Source organism: Variovorax durovernensis (genome assembly GCF_977011995.1).
This window is the reverse complement of the sequence record NZ_CDRNCW010000001.1, coordinates 5,307,598-5,327,252: the sequence shown is the minus strand read 5'-3', so window position 1 is coordinate 5,327,252 and position 19,655 is coordinate 5,307,598. Positions and strand designations below refer to the sequence as shown.

Genomic DNA, 19,655 nt, shown 5'->3' with positions numbered 1-19,655 from the left:
GGAATACATGCAAATCAACGACAGGAGACACATCATGGTTAGCGTTGCGAAATGGTTTAAAAAGGGCATGGTGGTCGCCGCGGCGGCGGCCATGGGGCTGGTGTCCAACGGGCATGCCCAGTCCAAGCCCGAGAAGTTCAAGATCGGCGGCGTGCTGTCGCTCTCCGGTCCCTACGGGCTGCTGGGCGAGGACATGCGCCGGGGCGTGCAGATCGCCGTCGAGGAGCGCGGCGGCAAGGTGATGGGCGTGCCCATCGAAGTCACCTGGGAGGACGACGAAACCAAGCCCCAGCCCGCCGTGCAGAAGGCCACCAAGCTGATCTCCGAGGGCTCGCACATGATCTTCGGTGCGCTCAGCTCCGCCTCCACGCTGGCGGTCATGAACCTGGCCAAGCAGCGCAAGGTGCCCCACCTCGTCACCATCTCGGCGGACGACAAGATCACCGTGCCCGGCGGCTCCCGCTACACCTTCCGTACATCGAACAACCTGGGCATGGAAAACCGCATGGCGCTGGCGTACATGCAGGACAGGAAGCTCAAGAAGATCTACATCGTTACCGCCGACTACCAGGCCACCCGTGACGGCTACGAGTGGATCAAGCAGCAGACCGGCCCCAACGGTATCCAGATCGTGGGTGAGGACTTCCCGCCCCTGGGCAACCGCGACTATTCGTCCATCGTGGACAAGATCGCCAAGTCCGACGCCGACGGCGTGCTGCTGATGCTGACGGGCTCGGACGTGGTTACTTTGCTCAAGCAGGCCGGCCAGGTGAACCTGGGCAAGAGCAAGGTGCTTTTCGGACCCGTGGCCGCCGATGAAACCATGGCGGCGGCCGTGGGGCCGGCCTCGCTGGGCGTCAATTCCGGCCTGCGCTACGACCACACCATCGACACCGCCGCCAACCGCAAGTTCGTCGAGGCCTACCGCAAGAAGTTCGGCATCTTCCCCAGCATGACGGCCGGGGAGGCCTACGACGGCATGGCGTGGTGGCTGGACACGGTGGAAAAGACCGGCTCCTGGGACAAGGAGAAGTGGGTGGACGCCTTCGCCGCCAGCGTCCGCGAGAACTCCGTGGAAGGCAAGAAGACCATGCGTGCCTGCGACCACCAGGCCCTGCAGCCGGGCTTCTGGGGCGAGGTGGTGCAGGGCACCCCGCCAGCCCCCGCGCTGACGATGAAGATCACCAAGGTCTTTCCCGAAGAGAAGCTGTTCGAGGCCTGCAAGAACTGAAGGCCGCAGCGGGAGGCCGCCCCGGCCTTCCGCACTCGGTGAATCGCTATGTCAACTATCGTGATCGGCTTGAGCCTGGGCATGCTGCTGTTTTTGCTGGCGGCGGGCCTGACGCTCATCTTCGGCATGCTGGGTGTGATCAATTTTGCCCACGGTGCCATCTATATGTTGGGCGCCTACGTCTCGTATGAAACGGGGCGGCGCACGGGCTCGTTCCTCATGGGCGTGCTGGCCGCTACGTTCTTCACCGCGCTGGCGGGCGCGGTGATCGAGAAGCTGGCGCTGCGACCGCTCTACGAGCGCCCGCACTTCTACCAGCTGATCCTGACCTTCGGCCTGATCCTGATCCTGAGCGACGTGGTGCGCTTCGTCTGGGGCCCCGGCTACCAGGAGGTGGCGATTCCGCCGCTGTGGAACGGCACCGTGGACATGCTGGGCAGCACGATCCCGATGTACCGGCTGTTCGTGATCGGGTTCGGCGCTCTCGTCTCGGCGGGCCTGTACTTGGTGCTTGAGAAGAGCACTTTCGGCATGCTCGTGCGGGCCGCCAGCAGCGACGCGGAAATGGTGCGCATCCTGGGCCTGCCAGTGGGCGCGATCCGCATGGCGGTCTTCGCCACGGGCTGTGGCCTGTCGGGCCTGGCGGGCGCGATCGCGGCGCCGCTGTTCCCCATCGAGCTGGGTATGGCGACCAACACCATCATCGACTGCTTCATCGTCGTGATCCTGGGTGGGCTGGGGAACATCCGGGGGGCGATCGCGGCGTCCATGCTGATCGGCATGGTGCGTGCCCTGGGCTACGTGTACCTGCCCGGCTGGGTGGACATCATGACCTTCGTGCTGCTGATCGGCACCCTCTTGACGCGCCCGCAGGGCTTGTTCTACCGCGCGGCGAGGACGGCATGAAACTCTCCCTGTTCGACATCTGCTTCGGCCTGCTGCTGGCCGCGGCCGGCATCCTGCTGCCCTTCCTCAACCCGAGTGAAGCGCTGATCCAGCTGGTCACCCTGGCGGCCATCTGGGCGATCTTCGCCATCGGCTTCGACTTCGTGTTCGGCGCTTTGGGCATGGTGTCCTTCGGGCACGCCACCTTCCTCGGGGTGGGCGGCTACGCCGTGGCCCTGGCGACGCAGAAATACGGGCTGCCTTTCTCCGCCGGCGTGGGCCTGGCCATCATCGTGGGGGCTGCGTTCGCCCTGCTGTTCAGCTTCTTCGCGCTGCGGGTGTCCGGCATCTTCTTCGCGCTGGTGACCCTGGCGCTGTCCCAGCTGATCTTCATCCTGGCGGACAGCAAGCTGCGCGGCTTCACTGGCGGGTCGGACGGCATCTCGGGCGTGGAGCGCCCGGGCTTCCTGGGCATCGACTTCTACGACCCCGTCCACTACTACTGGTTCGTGCTGGGCGTGTATGCCCTGGTCATGCTGGCGGTGATCTCGCTGCGCAGTTCGCCGTTCGGCCGCGTGATCGCGGCGATCCGTGGCAACGAGACCCGCGCCGACCAACTGGGCTTCAACGTCAACCGCTACAAGCAGATCACCTTCGTGATCTCGGGCGGCCTGAGCGGCCTGGCGGGGGCGCTGCTGGCCTCGCTGCTGATGTACATGAACCCGCAGATGCTGCACTGGACCACCTCGGGGGACGTGATCATCATGACCCTGCTGGGCGGCTCCGGCTCGCTGTGGGGCGCCACCGTCGGCGTGATCGCCTTCGAGGTGCTCAAGGAATGGCTGAGCAGCTGGACCGAGTACTGGTACGGCGTGCTGGGCCTGGTGTTCATCCTTGCAACCATCTTCTTCCCGCGCGGCATCGTTGGCGAGCTGGAGCAGGGTTTCGCGGCCTACCAGAAGAACCGGCGCGGAGGTGCGCGATGAGCCAGGCAGCACTGCGGTGCGAGGGCGTGACTGTCAGCTACGGCGCCCTGAAGGCGGTCAACGACGTCAGCCATGAATTCCTGGAGGGCTGCATCTACGGCCTGATCGGACCCAACGGCGCGGGCAAGACCACGCTGCTGAACGTGCTGGCCGGGCGGCAGATGCGCCATGCGGGCAAGGTGTACTGCGGCGGCCGGGAGATCAGCCAGCGCCCCGCCTACGAACGGGCCCGCATGGGCATCGGGCGCAGCTTCCAGATCATCAAGATCTTCGGCGAAATGACGGTGGCCGAGAACCTGCTGGTCGCGGCCCAGTCCCGCCGGCCCGGGTTCCAGCCCTTCTGGATGAGCCGCCACTTCGACCGGCAGTTCCGCGAGCAGCTGGATGCCATCCTGGAGCTGACGGGGCTGGCGGCCCACCGCGACGACGTCGCGGGCACGCTGCCCTACGGCCTGCAGCGCTCGCTGGAACTGGGCGTGACCCTGCTGCCCGATCCCAGGATTTTGCTGCTGGACGAACCGCTGGCGGGCATCGGCCACCACGAGATCCAGGCCGCGCTGGCCCTGATCCGCAAGGCCGCGCAGGGGCGCACGGTGCTGCTGATCGAGCACAACATGGATGCGGTGATGTCGCTGTCCCACGAAATCGTGGTCATGAGCAACGGCTCGGTCATCGCCTGCGGCGCCCCCGAGGACATCCGCAGGAACGAAGCGGTGCGGTCGATTTACCTTGGGGAGGACGCGCAGTGATCGAACTCGAAAAAGCCAGCGTCAGGTACGGCCAGGCCCTGGCGCTGGAAGAAATCTCCGTGCGGATCGATTTCCATGAAATCGTCGCCATCGTCGGGCGCAACGGCGCAGGCAAAACCACGCTGCTCAAGGCCCTGGTCGGCCTGATGCCCCTGGTGGCCGGCCGGCGCCTGCTGGGCGAGCAGGACATTTCGGGCCTGGGCGTGGAGGCCATCGCCAAGCTCGGCGTGGCGCTGGTGCCGGACACGCGCCGCATCTTCCCCAACCTGTCGGTGCTGGAGAACCTCAAGATCGGCGCGCTGGCCCACCAGCCGGGGCACTGGACCCTCGACCGGGTGCTGGACGCCTTCCCGCGCCTGCGGGAACGGCTGGACTTCGGCGGCGACCAGCTCTCCGGCGGCGAGCAGCAGATGCTGTCGATCGGGCGCGCCCTGCTGGGCAACCCGCGCATGCTGCTGCTCGACGAACCCACCGAGGGGCTGGCGCCGGTCATCGTGGACCAACTGGTCCGCGTGTTCAGCGAAGTCCATCGCCAGGGCACCGGCATCGTGCTGGTGGAGCAGAACCTCAAGGTGCCCCTGAAGCTGGCCCACCGCCAGTACGTGCTGGACCATGGCCAGGTCGCCTGGTCCGGCACGGCCCAGGAACTGGACGCGCAGCGCGCCCACGTCGAGGGCCTCATCACGACGGGCGCAGCGGCGTGACCGCTCCGTGCCCATGCAAACCCCAATCCAAGGCATGCCCATGAACGCCCGCACCGCCGCGCGCATCGCGCCCCTGCATGAAAGCGACCCCCGCTCGCGCGACCCCGTGCTCGAAGAGCTGGTGGATTTCGTCGGCTACCGCCCGAATGCGCTGCTGACCATGGCGCGCAAACCCGGCGTGGTGCCCGCGCTGCTCAAGCTGTTGAGCGTGACGCTGCGCGGCGACGGGCAGCTCACCCAGGCGCTGCGCTTCCTGATCGCCGCGGAAGCCGCGCGCGGTGCGCGCTGTCGCTATACGACGACGCACCTCGTCCACGCCGCCCACCACCTGGGCGTGGGCTGGGACAAGCTGGCCGCGCTGCCGTCCTACCGGGACGACCCTCGGTACACCGAGCAGGAGCGCAAGGCGCTGGCCATCGCCACCGCAGGCGGCAGCCTGCCGGTGCGCGAACCGGGCCAGGCCATCGACCAGGCCCGGCAGGTCTTCTCCGAGGAGGAAATCGTCGAGATCGTGTCCTGCGTGGCCATGGTCGGCTGGTTCAATCGCTGGAACGGCCTGATGGGCTCGGAGCTGGAGCCCATGCCCTCGGAGGCGCTGGCCCACGTTCCCTGGCTCCAGGATCTCGAAGTCTGAAAGAGAAGGCCATGTACAGCCGCATCCACGAACCCCACGCATGCACGCTGACCGATGCCCTGCGCGAATGGGCCGCCAGCCGCCCCGCAGCGCCCTGGCTGGAGGACAGCCAGGGCATCGCCTTCACCGTGGGGCAGGCGTTCACCAGCAGCCAGCGGTTTGCGAGCTTCCTGCACCACCAACTGGGCGTGCAGCCCGAAGAGCGCGTTGGCGTCTTCATGTCCAACAGCTGCGCCATGGTGGCGACCACGTTCGGCATCGGCTACCTGCGGGCCACGGCGGTGATGCTCAACACCGAGCTGCGTTCCTCCTTCCTCCGCCACCAGTTGAACGATTGCCAACTGGCCACCATCGTGGTGGACTCCGCGCTGGTCGAGCACGTCGCCAGCCTGGCGGATGAGCTGCCCCACCTGCGCACCCTGGTCGTGGTGGGCGACGCGCCCGCCGCCGTGCCCGAACGCTGGCGGCAGGTGGCCTGGATGGACAGCAGCGCCTGCGCGCCGTGGGAAGGCCCCGCGCCCCGGCCCGAGGACATCTTCTGCATCATGTACACCTCCGGCACTACCGGGCCCAGTAAGGGCGTGCTGATGCCGCACTGCCACTGCGCCCTGCTCGGGCTGGGGGCGATACGCAGCCTGGAGATCACCGAGGCCGACAAGTACTACATTTGCCTGCCCCTGTTCCATGCCAACGGTCTGTTCATGCAACTGGGGGCGACGGTGCTGGCGGGCATACCGGCCTTCCTCAAGCAGCGGTTCAGCGCCAGCACTTGGCTGGCCGACATCCGCCGCAGCGGCGCCACGCTGACCAACCACCTGGGCACGACGGCCATGTTCGTCATCAACCAGCCGCCCACGGAGCAGGACCGCGACCACCGCCTGCGCGCCAGCCTGAGCGCGCCCAACCCGGCCCAGCACGAGGCCGTGTTCCGCGAGCGCTTCGGCGTGAAGGACGTGCTGTCTGGGTTCGGCATGACCGAGGTCGGCATTCCCATCTGGGGGCGCATCGGGCACGCTGCGCCGAACGCGGCCGGCTGGGCGCACGAGGACCGTTTCGAGATCTGCATCGCCGACCCCGAGACCGATGTGCCGGTGCTGGCCGGGCAAGTGGGCGAAATCCTGGTGCGGCCCAAGGTGCCCTTCGGCTTCATGGCGGGCTACCTGAACGTCCCGGCGAAAACGGTCGAGGCCTGGCGCAACCTCTGGTTCCACACGGGCGATGCAGGCACGCGGGACGAACAGGGGCTTATCACCTTCGTGGACCGCATCAAGGACTGCATCCGCCGCCGGGGCGAGAACATCTCGGCCACCGAGGTCGAGGTCGTGGTGGGCCAGTTGCCCGGCGTCCATGAAGTGGCGGCCTACGCCGTTCCGGCGCAGGGCGCGGGCGGGGAGGACGAGGTGATGCTCGCCCTGGTGCCCAGCGAGGGAGCGGCGCTGGACATGGCGGACATCGTCCGCCAGGCCAGCGCCCAACTGCCACGCTTCGCCAAGCCGCGCTACCTGCGCCAGATGGACAGCCTGCCCAAGACGGCGACCGGCAAGATCCAGCGCGCCGTCCTGCGCCAGCAAGGCAGCGCCGGCGCCTACGACGCCGAGGCGGCACCCGCCCGGTAAACAGGAGGAGCACACCATGTCGGAAAAACTGCGCGGCAAGGTGGCCGTGGTCACCGGCTCGGGCCGGGGTATTGGCCGGGCGATGGCCCTCAAGCTCGCGGGCGAAGGGGCCCGGCTCGTCCTCAACGACCTCGACGACGAACCCGCCATGGCCGTGCGCGAGGAGATCATCGCGCTGGGCGGCGAGGCGGTGGCCTGCTGCGGCAGCGTGGCCGAAGCCGGTTTCGCCGACCGGCTGATCGGCACGGCCACCGGCGCGTTTGGCGGGCTGGACATCCTCATCAACAACGCGGGCTACACCTGGGACAACGTCATCCAGAAGATGAGCGACGCGCAGTGGGACGCGATGATCGACGTGCACCTGACCGCGCCGTTCCGCATCCTGCGCGCGGCGCAGCCGGTGGTCCGCGCGCTGAGCCGGGCCGACGCCGAGGCCGGCCGCCGTGTGGTGCGCAAGGTGGTCAACGTCTCCTCGGTCTCGGGCGTCTTCGGCAATGCGGGGCAGGTCAACTACTCCGCCGCCAAGGCGGGCATCGTGGGCCTGACCATGGCGCTGGCCAAGGAGTGGGGGCGCCTGAACACCACGGTCAATTGCGTGGCCTACGGCCTCATCCGCACCCGCATGACCGAGGCCACCGCCGATTCCGACGCCGCCATCCAGGTCGAGGGACGCGAGATCAAGGTGGGCGTGAACCCGGACCTGATGGCAGCGATGGAGCGGAACATTCCGCTGGGCCGGGCCGGCACGCCCGAGGAGGCCGCCGGCGCGGCCTACCTGTTCTGCATTCCCGAGTCCGACTACGTGAGCGGCCAGACCCTGCTGTGCACGGGCGGGCTCACTGGCATATAACCTGATGCGATGACGAAGCCAGACACCCCCGCGCTGACCTACCCCTTCGAGCCCCCGGCGTCGCACCACACGGTCGAGGTCGCCCCCGGCGTGCGCTGGATCCGGCTGTCCATGCCGTTCCGGCTCGACCACATCAACGTCTGGGCCATCGACACGCACGATGGCTGGGTGCTGGTGGACACCGGCCTGAACAACCCCACCACCGTGGCCGACTGGCTGGCGCTGATGGGTGAGGGGCCGCTGGCGCGACCGCTGCAGGGCGTGTACACCACGCACATGCACCCCGACCACATCGGGCTGGCAGGCTGGTTCACGCGCCGCGCTGGCGTGCCGCTGCACATGAGCCGCCTGGAATACCTGAGCTGCCGCGTGATGCACGCCGACACGAACCGCGAGGCGCCGCCCGACGGCGTGCTGTTCCACCGCCGCGCGGGCTGGTCGGAGGCAGCCATCGAGGGCTACCGCAGCCGCTTCGGCAGCTTCGGCAAGCACATCCATGCGCTGCCCGAGAGCTTCCGGCGCCTGCAGGATGGCGACCTGCTGCAGTTGGGCGCGCACGCCTGGCGGGTCATCACCACCGGCGGCCATTCGCCGGAGCATGCCTGCCTGTACTGCCCCGGCCTGAAACTGCTGGTTGCGGGCGACCAGGTGCTGCCGCGCATCTCGTCGAACGTGTCGGTGTTCGCCACCGAGCCGCAGGCCAATCCGCTCAAGGAGTGGTTCGAGTCGCTGGACAAGCTGGCGCGGGAAGTGCCCGCCGATGTGCTGGTGCTGCCCTCGCACAATGAACCCTTCTACGGGCTGCACGAACGCCTGGGCTCGCTGCGCGCCGGTCAGGAGCGGGCGCTGGAACGGCTGCGCCAGTCGCTGACGGGCGGGCCGCAGCGCATCGTGGACGTGTTCCCCGCCTTGTTCCACCGTGCCATCGATGAGCAGGACGGGCAGCAACTGAGTCTCGCCACGGGCGAGGCCGTGGCCTGTATGAATTACTTCATCGCGGAAAGCGCCGTAGGGTGCACCGTGGATGGGAGCGGCGTCGCATGGTATGAGCTGAAGTCGTGAGGCCGCACCATCTCCGGCCTCAGCTACCTCATTCATTGAGAGGGCAGTCCACGCTGGTGTTTACGACTTTAGATAGGCAGCGGCCTGGCTGGGCATTGCGAACAGCCGCATGGATGCTGGGTGGGTGTTTACGACTTTAATTGCCCAGAATAGCCACCGTGATGCATGAACCTGCCGAGGCATTGGCCGCCTGACCCATGCCGCAGGCAAGCGCCCGGGCCAAGGCCGGAGCGCTTTGCCGCAGGGAGCCGAACCATGCCCACCATCAACATCACCAGTGGCCCGCGCATGGCGGCGGTCTACGCGCCCGGCACGGTACGCGCCCGCCGCTGGCACGGCGAGGGCGATGTGCGCGGTTACCGTCCGCCCTCGGGCTGGATGGCCCGAGCCGATCTCACCGACATTCATCCCATCACGGGCCGTGCCTTAGCGCGGGCCGTGTGGTGGATCATTGAGACAAAGGAATAACCATCGTCAGCACCGCGCCTAGGTCGTTTCGCCCTAGGCGCGGTGAGCTTCAAAAATCCGGGCGCGGCGGTGGCCGCGCCCGGTGTCGAAGGCATTGCTGCATTGCGCAATGCCTTCGGGCACTGGCCCGTCCAGGGCCAGTGTCAGGAGGTGGCCGGGCGGCACACTCGGTAGTTGCAGGGAAGTCAAGGCTTGCCGCCAGTATGACCTGTGCATGCACGGTCTCAGCCTGCACAATTATTGAGGTTGAGTCATCGCCACGGCTTCATGTTCGGGAAGACGCTGGAGCGGCAAGAGATCCATGACATCACAAAACAGAGCGCGGTTCTGCCAGTCGTTGCGGTCGCCGATCACATAGAAGCGCCGCTTCGCCCGCGTTGCCGCCACGTTCAGCAGGTTGGGCTCCGAGACCGCCCAGTCGCGTGCGCCGGGACCGTCGGTATTTCCGCCCAACACCATGATGACAACCGGCGCTTCCTTTCCCTGCATGGTGTGGATGGTTCCGGAAACCATCGTGTCGCCGAGCAAGCGTTTGAGGTTCTCCAGGACATTCTTGAAGGGCGTGATGACCGAAATGTCGGCTGCATTCACTCCGTCCTCATGAAGCAAGGCCAGCAGCGCCCGCAGGGCTTTTCCTTCAGCCGGCACCCAGTTCCCGTCGGATGTTCCACTGGCGTGAATCCACCCCGTAGGCAGTCGGGCGGGGGTTTCCTTGTCGGCTCGCGGTGCGATGGTGCCGTACACCATCGCACCGTCGTAGGCGATGCGGTTGGCCAGTCCGTGCATCGGCTTGTCGCAGCGCCGGTGCACGGCCAACGGCAACCCCACCCACGTCTTGCTGTCGGCCGGTCCCGCCATGCGGCCCCACGCAGTAGCCTGGTCCGCCAAGGTTTGCGCGGATTGTCGGTTGGGGAGCCAATGTGCATCGACACGGTAGCGCGTGCGCATGTGTTCCAGCACTGCGTCGGACATCCCCGCCGCGCGAGCTTGGCGCCCCTCAAATACCGCCGAACCGGCGATGCCGGATCGACCCGGCCAACGCCCCGCCACGATGGACGAGGCGCTGGCGAACACGCTGGCGCTTACTGCGGCAGGTTGTACGAATGCGTGCCGTCCTCAACGCTGGCGGTTCTCGCCCATCACGTCACGAAGGACGGTTCACGGACATCCCGCCCGGCATCGCCATGGAGCTTCCACGCCACGCCTCAAGACCGGCGCCGCAAGGTGCGGCCGGGGCGTTCTCGCTTGTCGTCGGGTGGTTGACCCGGCCCGCGTCAGTGGGCGAGCCGGTGCAGCCTTCGTGCGGGGATGCCGAGTCGGCCCTGTCTCTTTTCGGTGCGGTTCGGCCCAAGGCGTCCTTGTGTTGTTGTGAATCCTGGCGGGGGCGCGGCTGCGCCTCGGGCTTCATGGCTGCAACCGTCCAGCGAAAACAATTTCCCCGCCGCTGCGCGGCTTCCTCGCGCAGCAAATTCTTTTCGCCTCCCGGCTCTCCACTGCGTTTCGACCGCAAGCGGTGCAGCCCGCCCGTCCCCCGCCGGCCGGATCACAACAAGGACGCGATGGGCGCGAACCTTGTTCCACCAAAAGGAGTTTCATCATGGCCAACATCGGCAGCTTCACCGCAGACAAAGACGGCTACACCGGCACGCTTCGCACCCTGACGCTCAACGTCAAGGTCAAGCTGGTGCCCAACGACAAGGGGGACAACGAGATGGCCCCGGACTTTCGCCTGCAGGCCGCCAGCCACGATATCGGCGCGGCGTGGAAGAAGACCAGCGAGGCCGGGCGGGAGTACATCTCCGTGACCCTTGACGATCCTTCGTTCCCGGCCACGGTCTATGCCCGCCTGATCGAAGGCGAGGACGGCACGCACGACCTGATCTGGTCGCGCAGCAAGCCCCAGGCGGCGTGACCGCCACAGCGCCCCGCCCACGTGGCGGGGCGCTGTGCTGCCTTCGCGGCACTTCAAGGAGGCAACACCATCGCCAAGGCTGCGCCGTGTCGAGCGGCTTTCGCATGTGTTGAGTTGCCCGCCGCAAGCGGTGGCCGGGCGTGTCGGTGCGTTGCACCGCCGGGCTTTACGGGCTGCGCCCCGTGCCGACTTCGCCGTCACGGCCATCCGGCTGCAATCCCTCACGCCTTCGCGCCTGCGGCGCTGCGCGCTTCGCTTGCCTCCTGGGGAAAGCCCTGTGGCCTATCCCCGCCGCGCGATGCTTGGCGCCCCTGCAGTCCCCGAACCGGCTGAGCCGGATCGGCCACGCCAGCAACGTCGCACGCTATGGCGTGTCACTCTTCTTCGCCACAGTCTCCAACTCCTGGCGCACCTGCACCAGAAGCTGATCAACCTGCTGCAGGTCGTCGCCGGCATAGGCCAGCGTCAGCAGCGTGAGCGGGTGCACCTCCATGACCTCGCACAGCTCGGCCAGCTTGTTCAGGGTGGGGCTTTTGAGGTCGCGCTCCAGCGTGCTCATGTAGGTGCGGCTGGACACGTCGGAGAACGCCTCCTGGCTCAATCCACGCGCTTTCCTGATGGTCTTTAGTGCCTCCGACAATGTATGTTTCGCTGCCAACCCTGGATCTCCCCAAAATCCAAGATGACAGCCGATTGCGCCCTATAGGGCTACAATCTATAGTGTTCAACTATGCCTGCCTGCCGCTTTTGTGCTTTTACGGAAATCCGTATCTGCGGCTTCTCACAGAAGCGCAAAGCCGCATCCGTGCCTTTCCACAAACCCGCCAATGCGGTTTTGCGCTTTCACGCTTCGGCGGTTTTGTGCGAATGAGGGGACGCCCATGAACCAGCTCATCACCGAGGACGAGCGCAGGCTGTTGCTGGAACACGGCCAAGCCCGCGCCGCTGGCCGGGTCATCGACCCGCTGCCCGTGGTGCGGCTGTTCACGCCGGATGCACACGCCACCTGGCTGTTGGTGTCGCTCGACCCCGCCGACGGCGATACGGCCCATGGCCTGATCGACTTGGGGATCGGCATGCCCGAGCTAGGCGAGATCAAGCTGTCCGACCTCGCATCCATCGTCGGGCCGAGCAAACAGCCCGTGATGCGGGACCGGTATTTCCGGGCGGTGCGCCCGTTGTCGGAGTACCTGCGGCTGGCCCAGGAGAACGGCTCCATCCTCGATTGAGCCGTTCGCGCCCAGGCCAAGCCGGGCGCATTGAGACTATTTCGGTCTTGCTCCAGACCCGTCCGGTCTTAGTCCGCACTATCGCACCAAATCGGTGCCATCGTGGCGCAATCGGTCATGATGCCGGCCGTGGCATCGGGCACGGTGGATATCGCAGGAGGCGCGTATGTCCTCGCGCGCCACCGTCGCATTCAGACGATCCATGCAACCCATCCGATGCATTTCGTCTTGACACGCAAGTTACCAATCTACCAGCTTATTCACGATTGGATGCAAGTTTGATGCGGTGACGTTTGCGTGTGAAACCGGTGACGGCCGTCCTGCTCTACGGGAGCTTGCGTCATGGCCGAGCCGCACCACTTCGCGCACTGGTATCCGACCGCCGCCTACCTCTACGTCCTGTGCCTGGACACGCTCGCACTGGCCTGGGAGTACCTGCGTCGCCATCCCGACTACCGGCTCGACTGGCTGCGCCGTCATCGCCAAGCACAAGCAATGCATGAGGCTGCGCATCGCTGGGGCCTGCGTCTGCTGGAAGACCCGGCCTTGGACGCGCGTGACGCGCATCCGGCCTGGCTCCCCGGCCATGAGGCCGTGGTGCAGCTTCACCCCGATGCCGATCCGCCACCGGATGCCGAGCCGTTCGCGTTTTGGCGCATTCCCGGCCACAAGCAACTGCTCCACGACGGCAAGGGCCTGGCGCTGATCGCGCGCAGCCCCGGCCTTTGCCAGCGCTATGCGCTGGCGCCTGGCCTTGAGGACGGCATGGCCGTGGCCCATGCCTACCGTGGCCGTGGGGCCACCCACGTGCCTGACACGCCAGCGCCGATGGCTCGCCCCCGACCGCCCCCTGCGGCGCTGCTGGAGCTGCACACCCTGCAGGCGCTCGACGCCACCCTGGCGGGCGCGTCCTTGCGCGACGTGGCCGAGGGCTTGTTCGGTGCGGACGCCGCGGCCGGCTGGTACAGCGACGGCGGCCTGCGCTCCAAGGTGCGCCGCCTGGTGCGGCGCGGCGATGCGCTGATGCGCGGCGGCTATCGCCGCCTAGCACAGCTTGCGCCGCTTGAGAAGGGTCGTTTTGAAGAGGACGCAAAACGACCCTGAGCAGGAGCGCTTCGTTTTCTGAGACTGCCTCCATCCGGTTGCGCTGTGTGGCCGGAGCCCTGCAACCGATGGAGGTTCTCACCATGCGTCCTGCTCCCTTGCGGCCTGCCGCCGCACCCGCAGCTACCCCGGCCGCTGCTGCACAGCCGCAGCGTTATCTCACCAACGACGAGGCTGCCGACTACCTGCGGCTGTCGCCGCGCACGCTGGAAAAGCAGCGCGTGCTGGGTGGCGGCCCCAAGTTCCGCAAGTTCGGCCGCCGCGTCATGTACGCCGTGGCCGACCTCGATGCCTGGGCCGCCGAGCGCAGCTTCGAGAGCACGTCCGATCCCGAATACGCCGAGCAGCACTCGGCGGACAGCCGTGCGCGCTGATCACTGGCGCGCGGGTGGCCTTCGCCATGTTCAGCCCATCCGGGGCAGTCAGGCAGGAGCGCGAACAGCTCGATCTGTTTCGCGCCTTGCCGGGCGACATGGCGCCGCGCGACAGCCAGGACTTGATGGCCTTTCCGTTCTTCTCGCTGGCGAAGTCGCGGCGCACGACGCCGATCGACTTTCAGGCCGGCGGCATCACGATCCGCGTGGAAGGCACGCAGGAACACGGCATCGCCACGATCTGGGATGCCGACGTGCTGATCTGGGCGGCCTCGCAGATCGTGGAGGCGCGCGACGCGGGCTTGCGCCCGTCGCGGCTGATGCAGGCCACGCCCTACGAGATCCTGCGCTTCATCGGGCGCGGTACATCGCTGCGCGACTACCAGCGCCTCAAGGCCGCGCTGGATCGCCTGCAATCCACGACGGTGGCCACGTCCATCCGGGAGACCACGGGAAGGCGGCTGCACCGCTTCTCGTGGATCAACGAGTGGAAGGAGCTGGCCGATGCCAGGGGAACGCCCTTGGGACTGGAGCTGATCCTGCCGGACTGGTTCTATGCGGGCGTGCTCGATGCCGCCCTGGTGCTGACCATCGACCCGGCGTACTTCCGGCTGACGGGCGGGATCGAGCGCTGGCTGTACCGCCTGGTGCGCAAGCACGGTGGGCGGCAGCCGGGCGGGTGGCAGTTCGACTTCCAGCACCTGTACCGCAAGTCGGGCAGCACGGCCAAGCCCTACGACTTTGCCTGCGACCTGCGTGCGCTGGTCGCGCGGCAGTCACTGCCGGGCTACGTCCTGGGCATCGAACGGCTGGATGGCGCCGAGCTGCTGACCTTCCGGCCAGGGCGTCCCGTGCCGTCCACGGCACGGGGATAAACGGTGCGCGTCCTGTGGACGGGCTCGTGCTATCAGGCGTGCCAGGTATCGTGCTATCGGGCGTGGGACTATCGTGCTATCAGGCGTGTCCATCGGCCGCAAAGCCAATGCTGGCGCGGGTTTCGGTCTCCCTTAACTTCCCTAACTTAAATACTCTAACTGGTAGTAGCAGCGCCGCGTCTCGGTGGACAACCGCCACAGGACGCGAAGCGCAGCGGCAACAGCCGGGCTTTCCAACGCGGAGGGCCAGGCCATGATCGTCGCGCTGCTCAACCAGAAAGGCGGCGTGGGCAAGACCACGCTCGCAACGCACATCGCCGGCGAGCTGGCGATGCGCGGCCAGCACGTCGTCCTGCTGGATGCCGATCCGCAGGGCTCCGCGCTGGACTGGACGCAGCGCCGCAGCCAGCAAGGCTTGCCAAGGCTGTTCAGCGCTGTGGGCCTTGCTCGCGAAACCCTGCACCAGGAAGCGCCAGAACTCGCCAGGCGGGCCGATCACGTCGTCATCGACGGGCCACCACGCATCGCGGCGCTGGCGCGCTCCGCGCTGCTGGCGGCCGAGCGGGTGCTGATTCCCGTGCAGCCCAGTCCCTACGACCTGTGGGCCAGTGCCGAGATGGTGGCGCTGATCCGCGAGGCGCAGGTGTTTCGGCCTGCGCTGCGCGCGGCGTTTGTCATCAACCGGCGCGTCAGCACCACGGTGATCGGACGCGAAGCACGCGGAGCGCTGGCCGAGCAGCCGCTGCCCGCGCTGCGCGCGGAAGTGCATCAACGCATCGTGTTCGCCGACAGCGTGGCCGCTGGCCGACTGGCGCGCGAGACGGCGCCCGACAGCGCCGCCGCCAGCGAAATCACCGCGCTGGTGGACGAACTGCTGCGGTGGCCGTCATGAGCAGTCCCGCCAGCAAACGCACGGGCAAGCGCGTGGGCATCGGCGCGCGCCCGCCCGCGAATCCGCACGCCGAGGCGTGGATTCGCCAGGGCAGCGCCGATGACCTCCAGAAAGGCGACCTCTACACGGCCCGCCTGACCCTCGACATCACGCCCGCCATGCGGGCGCGCATCAAGGTATCGGCCTTCACGCAAGGCGTGACGGTGGCTGATCTGTTGCGCGCGCTGCTGAAGCGGGAATTCCCGGAGAAGTCTCCATGATCACACCCGTTTCGACAGCATTGCCGACGTCATCTGCCCCGCCAGTCGGCCGAGCCGATGGCGTGCCGCTGACGCGCGTTGCGCTCGCCTACATCGACCAACGCTTCGACCTCTATCTGCGCTTCGGCGATCCCTCGCGCATCATCCGATTCGACCGCTGGCGTCGCTGCGCGGTGTTCACGCCGAACGCGGTTCTCTGCCGCATCCGCTGGCAGGCCAACGACTACGGCACGATCCGCTGGCAGCTCATGGTGATGCAGGCGTGCATGCCGATGGATGGCGCGCAGCGCATCCCCGGCGTGCAGCCGGGCGCGCGCCTGTTGCTGCACGCCGAGGGTGAGCAATCGGTGCGTGCCGTGCTGGAACGCATCGACGGCATCGAAGCGCTGGGCATCACGCCTGCTACCGCCTCGCCCGCGTACTGGCGCACGCTGGGCAACCGGCTCGCGGCGCGCTTGCCGCTGCCCGAATACAGCGCCGAGCGGCACGCCGCCTGGCTGGCCGTGAGGGCGCTGTCATGAGCACGATTTCTGTTCCCACTGCTGTCACGCATCCACGCTCGCGCCTGCGCGCTCGCCTCATGCTGGCGGGCCTGTCCACCTGCGGCCTCGCTGCGCTTGCCTGGGCGTCCTTCGTGCATCCGCTGCCGCGCCTGACCTACAACCCATCCGACAGCGTGGCGGTCGGATGGTATCGCGTCGATCCGCTCGACCATCGCACCAGCTCGCCGCCACGTCCGTTGTCCGTGGGTAGCATCGTGTTGGTGCCGCTGCCCGCCGAGGCCGCCGCGCTGGCTGCGCAGCGCGGCTACCTACCGACGCGCATCCCGTTGCTCAAGCGCGTGGGCGCGATGGCGCCGCAAGAGGTGTGTATCGCTGACGGCAAAGTCCGCATCGACGGCGTGCCTTCAGCCGCCGTGTTGCCTGCCGATCGCTGGGGCCGGCCGCTGCCATCCTGGCAGCAGTGCCGTCGCCTTCAGCCTGGCGAGCTGTTCCTGCTCAGCGCGACCAATCCGGCGTCTTTCGACAGCCGGTATTTCGGGCCGGTCAGCGCAGCCGCCGTGGTTGGCGTTGCGCGCCCGGTTTGGCTGGAGTCGCGCCCATGATGGCCGCTGATTCGCTGTGCATCATCGTGCTATCGGGCGTGTCGTTCCGGCGGCGTTCCGTGTGTCGTCGCACATGCAGTGCGAGCGCATCCGCGCCGCACTTCACGCTGCCTCCGGCGCAGCCGTCCCACGTGCAGGCGTCTTGTCTCGAACACGGATGGCCTGCGGCCATCGCCGTGTTCGCCGGTGCGCTGGCTGCCGGTGCAGCCTTGCCGCCGGGCCGCAGTTGCCTGGAGCGGATGCGGGAGGCAAATGCGGAAGGCAAGACAAAAGGGGGCGGCACCTGTCGGCCCGCAAAGCCAGTCTGCACGTGGGGGTGGCGCGGCACGCAGCGGCTTCGCCGCCGTGCTGCTTGTGGCGCGTGGCCCGCGTCGATATGGGCTTGTTCGCGTGCTTCGCACGACGGACTACGCCCCAGCTTTCAGGGAGAGAAGTCATGATCAACCGCCGCGACGACGATTTCCACATCCGCCCCAGCGCGCCAAAAAACCGCGGCCAGGGCTTCGTTTCCAAGGTGCTCCAGCAGGCCGGCAAGGCCAGTGGCGGCAAGTCCTCGGTGCGCCGTCCGGCATCGGCCGTCGGCGGCAAGGCCACCGGCCAGCGGCCCGGCTCACGCCTGGGGCGCGGCCATACGGCGGCGCGGTTTGCGGGCGCGAAGCTGACACCCATGTCGCGGCGCGTGACCATCAAGACCCTACTGGTGAACCAGCAGCGGGCCAGCCCGCAATCGCTCGCCAAGCACCTACGCTACATCGAGCGCGACGGCGTGGGCCGCGACGGCGAGCCAGGCCAAGCCTACGGGCCGCAGACCGATACCGCCGACCTCGACGCCTTCAAGGAACGCTGCGCCGACGACCGGCATCACTTCCGCTTCATCGTCTCGCCCGAGGACGGCGCGGAGCTGGAAGACCTGCGCACCTATACACGGCATCTGATGAACCGCATGGAAGCTGACCTGGGCACACGGCTGGAATGGGTGGCCGTTGATCACTGGAACACCGACAACCCCCACGCCCACCTGATCGTGCGCGGGCGCGACGATACCAGCAAAGACCTCATCATCGCGGGTGACTACATCGCCGATGGCTTTCGGCATCGCGCATCCGAGCTGGCGACCGAATGGCTGGGGCCGCGCACCGAACTGGAGATCCAGCAGACCTTGCAACGCGAGGTGGAGCAGGAGCGGTGGACGAGCCTGGATCGCACGCTGAAACGCGAGGCCGGCGAAGACGGCCGGGTGCAGATCGAACGCTTCAACGAACCGAAGCTGCAACGCCAACGCCTGCTGCTGATCGGCCGCCTGCAACGCTTGCAGCGCCTGGGGCTGGCCGACGAGACGCAGCCGGGCACCTGGGCCGTCCATGCCGATGCCGAGAAGACCCTGCGCGCCCTGGGCGAGCGTGGCGACATCATCCGCACCATGCAGCGTGCCATGCGCGGCGAGCCGCGCGAACTGGCGGTGTTCGAGCCGGGCGACGATGGCCGAACCATTCTCGGCCGCGTAGCCGCGAAGGGGCTGGCCGACGAGCTGCGCGACCGTGGCTATCTGGTCATCGACGGGGTGGACGGCAAGGCCCACTACGTCGCGCTCAACACCCGCGACGAGCTGGCGAACTATCCCACCGGCGCCGTGGTGGAGGTGAAGGGATCGGCCGACGTGCGCGCGGCCGACAAGAACATCGCCGTGCTGGCGAGCGATGGTCTGTACCGCACCGACCACCACCTTGCTATCGCGCAGGGCCAGGCCGTGCCGGGCCGCGATCCGCAGGAAGTCGTCGCGGCCCACGTCCGGCGCTTGGAAGCCCTGCGCCGGGCAGGCATCGTGGAGCGCGTGGCCGAAGGGCTATGGAAGGTGCCGGGCGACCTGCCCGATCAGGGCCGTCGCTACGACGCGCAGCGCCTGGGCGGCGTGGCCGTGGAGCTGAAATCGCACCTGCCCATCGAGCGGCAGGCCCGCGTGATCGGGGCCACCTGGCTTGACCAGCAGTTGATCGGCGGCGGCTCTGGCCTGGGCGACCTGGGCTTTGGCGGTGAGGCCAAGCAGGCAATGCAACAGCGCACCGACTTCCTGGCCGAACAGGGGCTGGCCGAGCGGCGCGGCCAACGCGTCATCCTGGCGCGCAATCTGCTGGCAACGCTGCGCAGCCGGGATGTAGCGCATGCCGCGAAGGACTTGGCCGCCGAAACTGGCCTGGAGCATCGGCCCGTGGCCGATGGCCAGCGCGTGGCGGGCATCTACCGCCGCAGCGTCATGCTGGCCAGCGGGCGCTACGCCATGCTCGATGACGGCATGGGGTTCAGCCTGGTGCCATGGAGGCCTGTCATCGAACAACGACTCGGTATGCCGATTTCTGCGCAGGTACATGACGGCCGCGTATCCTGGCAAATCCGACGGCAACAGGGCTTATCTGTTATCTGAAGCCAGCAGCATATCGAGCACCCACTGCAAGGATGCGTCTACAAGCGTTCTCGATGTTGACGACCGGAATGCGCCTGATGCCCATGCCGCGCAACGCCACCTTTCCGGGGATCAGCACCTGGTCGGCCATGACACCAGCAGCGGCGTTGCGCATGTGGGGCGCCTGCAGTTGGGACGGGGTGATGCCTGCATCGGCAATGGCTTCGCCAATCGCCTCGGCGGTGAGCGATTTGAGACCGCAGTCAATGTGCTTGCCGGAACGGGTCATGCCCGTGCCAGCGACGAAGACGGGCTGCATGG

General features: G+C 67.4%; 23 protein-coding genes. 20 read left to right on the top strand and 3 right to left on the bottom strand.

From position 1 onward, the window contains the following. Positions 1-34: 34 nt before the first annotated feature. The 10 genes from ACWV14_RS25325 to ACWV14_RS25280 all read left to right on the top strand — a co-directional run bounded on the left by ACWV14_RS25325 (position 35) and on the right by ACWV14_RS25280 (position 9,185). Positions 35-1,231 (top strand): ABC transporter substrate-binding protein, encoded by a 1,197-nt coding sequence (locus ACWV14_RS25325; RefSeq protein ID WP_016452563.1) that lies wholly within the window; start codon positions 35-37, stop codon positions 1,229-1,231. Positions 1,232-1,279: 48 nt separating this feature from the next. Then, complete coding sequence (locus ACWV14_RS25320; RefSeq protein ID WP_016452562.1) at positions 1,280-2,137, top strand: branched-chain amino acid ABC transporter permease; 858 nt, start codon at positions 1,280-1,282, stop codon at positions 2,135-2,137. Then, on the top strand, positions 2,134-3,102 hold the full coding sequence (locus ACWV14_RS25315) for a branched-chain amino acid ABC transporter permease (RefSeq protein WP_016452561.1): 969 nt from the start codon (positions 2,134-2,136) through the stop codon (positions 3,100-3,102). Before ACWV14_RS25320 ends, ACWV14_RS25315 begins: the two co-directional genes overlap by 4 nt. Continuing rightward, entirely contained in the window at positions 3,099-3,851 is a 753-nt protein-coding gene (locus ACWV14_RS25310; RefSeq protein ID WP_016452560.1) for an ABC transporter ATP-binding protein, read from the top strand. Before ACWV14_RS25315 ends, ACWV14_RS25310 begins: the two co-directional genes overlap by 4 nt. Next, positions 3,848-4,555: an ABC transporter ATP-binding protein gene (locus ACWV14_RS25305; RefSeq protein WP_016452559.1), complete on the top strand. Its 708-nt coding sequence runs from the start codon at positions 3,848-3,850 to the stop codon at positions 4,553-4,555. Before ACWV14_RS25310 ends, ACWV14_RS25305 begins: the two co-directional genes overlap by 4 nt. A 40-nt stretch (positions 4,556-4,595) precedes the next feature. Continuing rightward, complete coding sequence (locus tag ACWV14_RS25300) at positions 4,596-5,189, top strand: carboxymuconolactone decarboxylase family protein (protein ID WP_016452558.1); 594 nt, start codon at positions 4,596-4,598, stop codon at positions 5,187-5,189. A gap of 11 nt (positions 5,190-5,200) precedes the next feature. Further along, entirely contained in the window at positions 5,201-6,805 is a 1,605-nt protein-coding gene (locus ACWV14_RS25295) for an AMP-binding protein (protein WP_016452557.1), read from the top strand. Between the two features lie 16 nt (positions 6,806-6,821). Next, positions 6,822-7,655: an SDR family NAD(P)-dependent oxidoreductase gene (locus ACWV14_RS25290; protein ID WP_016452556.1), complete on the top strand. Its 834-nt coding sequence runs from the start codon at positions 6,822-6,824 to the stop codon at positions 7,653-7,655. A 9-nt stretch (positions 7,656-7,664) separates the two neighbouring features. Next, positions 7,665-8,717, top strand: coding sequence for an MBL fold metallo-hydrolase (locus ACWV14_RS25285; RefSeq protein ID WP_016452555.1), 1,053 nt, complete (start codon positions 7,665-7,667; stop codon positions 8,715-8,717). A 255-nt stretch (positions 8,718-8,972) separates the two neighbouring features. Beyond that, positions 8,973-9,185 carry a hypothetical protein gene (locus ACWV14_RS25280; RefSeq protein ID WP_016452554.1) on the top strand — a complete coding sequence of 71 codons (213 nt, stop codon included), beginning with the start codon at positions 8,973-8,975 and terminating at the stop codon, positions 9,183-9,185. A gap of 237 nt (positions 9,186-9,422) precedes the next feature. On the opposite strand, the gene ACWV14_RS25275 is transcribed toward ACWV14_RS25280, so the two are convergent. After that, positions 9,423-10,259 (bottom strand): AAA domain-containing protein, encoded by an 837-nt coding sequence (locus tag ACWV14_RS25275; RefSeq protein ID WP_200874531.1) that lies wholly within the window; start codon positions 10,257-10,259, stop codon positions 9,423-9,425. A gap of 523 nt (positions 10,260-10,782) precedes the next feature. Between ACWV14_RS25275 and ACWV14_RS25270 the strand changes: the two genes are divergently transcribed. Next, positions 10,783-11,097, top strand: a complete 315-nt coding sequence (locus ACWV14_RS25270; protein WP_454904350.1) for a DUF736 domain-containing protein — start codon at positions 10,783-10,785, stop codon at positions 11,095-11,097. Between the two features lie 364 nt (positions 11,098-11,461). Here the strand turns inward: ACWV14_RS25270 and ACWV14_RS25265 are convergent, their stop codons facing one another. Further along, positions 11,462-11,755 (bottom strand): helix-turn-helix domain-containing protein, encoded by a 294-nt coding sequence (locus ACWV14_RS25265; RefSeq protein ID WP_016452551.1) that lies wholly within the window; start codon positions 11,753-11,755, stop codon positions 11,462-11,464. A gap of 223 nt (positions 11,756-11,978) precedes the next feature. On the opposite strand from ACWV14_RS25265, the gene ACWV14_RS25260 reads away from it, so the two are divergent. From ACWV14_RS25260 to ACWV14_RS25220, 9 genes are all read left to right on the top strand, one after another. Beyond that, positions 11,979-12,326 carry a DUF2958 domain-containing protein gene (locus ACWV14_RS25260; protein WP_016452550.1) on the top strand — a complete coding sequence of 116 codons (348 nt, stop codon included), beginning with the start codon at positions 11,979-11,981 and terminating at the stop codon, positions 12,324-12,326. A 342-nt stretch (positions 12,327-12,668) separates the two neighbouring features. Then, the gene (locus ACWV14_RS25255; RefSeq protein WP_016452549.1) at positions 12,669-13,430 is read left to right on the top strand and encodes a DUF2285 domain-containing protein; all 762 of its coding nucleotides are present in this window, start codon (positions 12,669-12,671) and stop codon (positions 13,428-13,430) included. A gap of 83 nt (positions 13,431-13,513) precedes the next feature. Next, positions 13,514-13,804 carry a helix-turn-helix transcriptional regulator gene (locus ACWV14_RS25250; protein WP_016452548.1) on the top strand — a complete coding sequence of 97 codons (291 nt, stop codon included), beginning with the start codon at positions 13,514-13,516 and terminating at the stop codon, positions 13,802-13,804. Positions 13,805-13,830: 26 nt separating this feature from the next. Beyond that, a complete protein-coding gene (locus ACWV14_RS25245; protein WP_016452547.1) occupies positions 13,831-14,679 on the top strand; it encodes a replication initiator protein A in 849 nt (282 codons plus the stop codon). Positions 14,680-14,932: 253 nt separating this feature from the next. Beyond that, entirely contained in the window at positions 14,933-15,571 is a 639-nt protein-coding gene (gene parA / locus ACWV14_RS25240; RefSeq protein WP_016452546.1) for a ParA family partition ATPase, read from the top strand. Further along, complete coding sequence (locus tag ACWV14_RS25235; protein ID WP_016452545.1) at positions 15,568-15,831, top strand: hypothetical protein; 264 nt, start codon at positions 15,568-15,570, stop codon at positions 15,829-15,831. The genes parA and ACWV14_RS25235 overlap by 4 nt, the downstream gene beginning before the upstream one ends. Then, a complete protein-coding gene (locus ACWV14_RS25230) occupies positions 15,828-16,352 on the top strand; it encodes a DUF2840 domain-containing protein (RefSeq protein ID WP_016452544.1) in 525 nt (174 codons plus the stop codon). Before ACWV14_RS25235 ends, ACWV14_RS25230 begins: the two co-directional genes overlap by 4 nt. Next, positions 16,349-16,936: a S26 family signal peptidase gene (locus tag ACWV14_RS25225; RefSeq protein ID WP_016452543.1), complete on the top strand. Its 588-nt coding sequence runs from the start codon at positions 16,349-16,351 to the stop codon at positions 16,934-16,936. Before ACWV14_RS25230 ends, ACWV14_RS25225 begins: the two co-directional genes overlap by 4 nt. A gap of 436 nt (positions 16,937-17,372) precedes the next feature. Next, positions 17,373-19,355 carry a relaxase/mobilization nuclease domain-containing protein gene (locus ACWV14_RS25220; RefSeq protein ID WP_016452542.1) on the top strand — a complete coding sequence of 661 codons (1,983 nt, stop codon included), beginning with the start codon at positions 17,373-17,375 and terminating at the stop codon, positions 19,353-19,355. On the opposite strand, the gene ACWV14_RS25215 is transcribed toward ACWV14_RS25220, so the two are convergent. Continuing rightward, positions 19,348-19,653, bottom strand: coding sequence for a beta-ketoacyl-[acyl-carrier-protein] synthase family protein (locus ACWV14_RS25215; protein ID WP_016452541.1), 306 nt, complete (start codon positions 19,651-19,653; stop codon positions 19,348-19,350). The two genes, ACWV14_RS25220 and ACWV14_RS25215, sit on opposite strands and share 8 nt — an antisense overlap. Positions 19,654-19,655 lie beyond the last annotated feature (2 nt).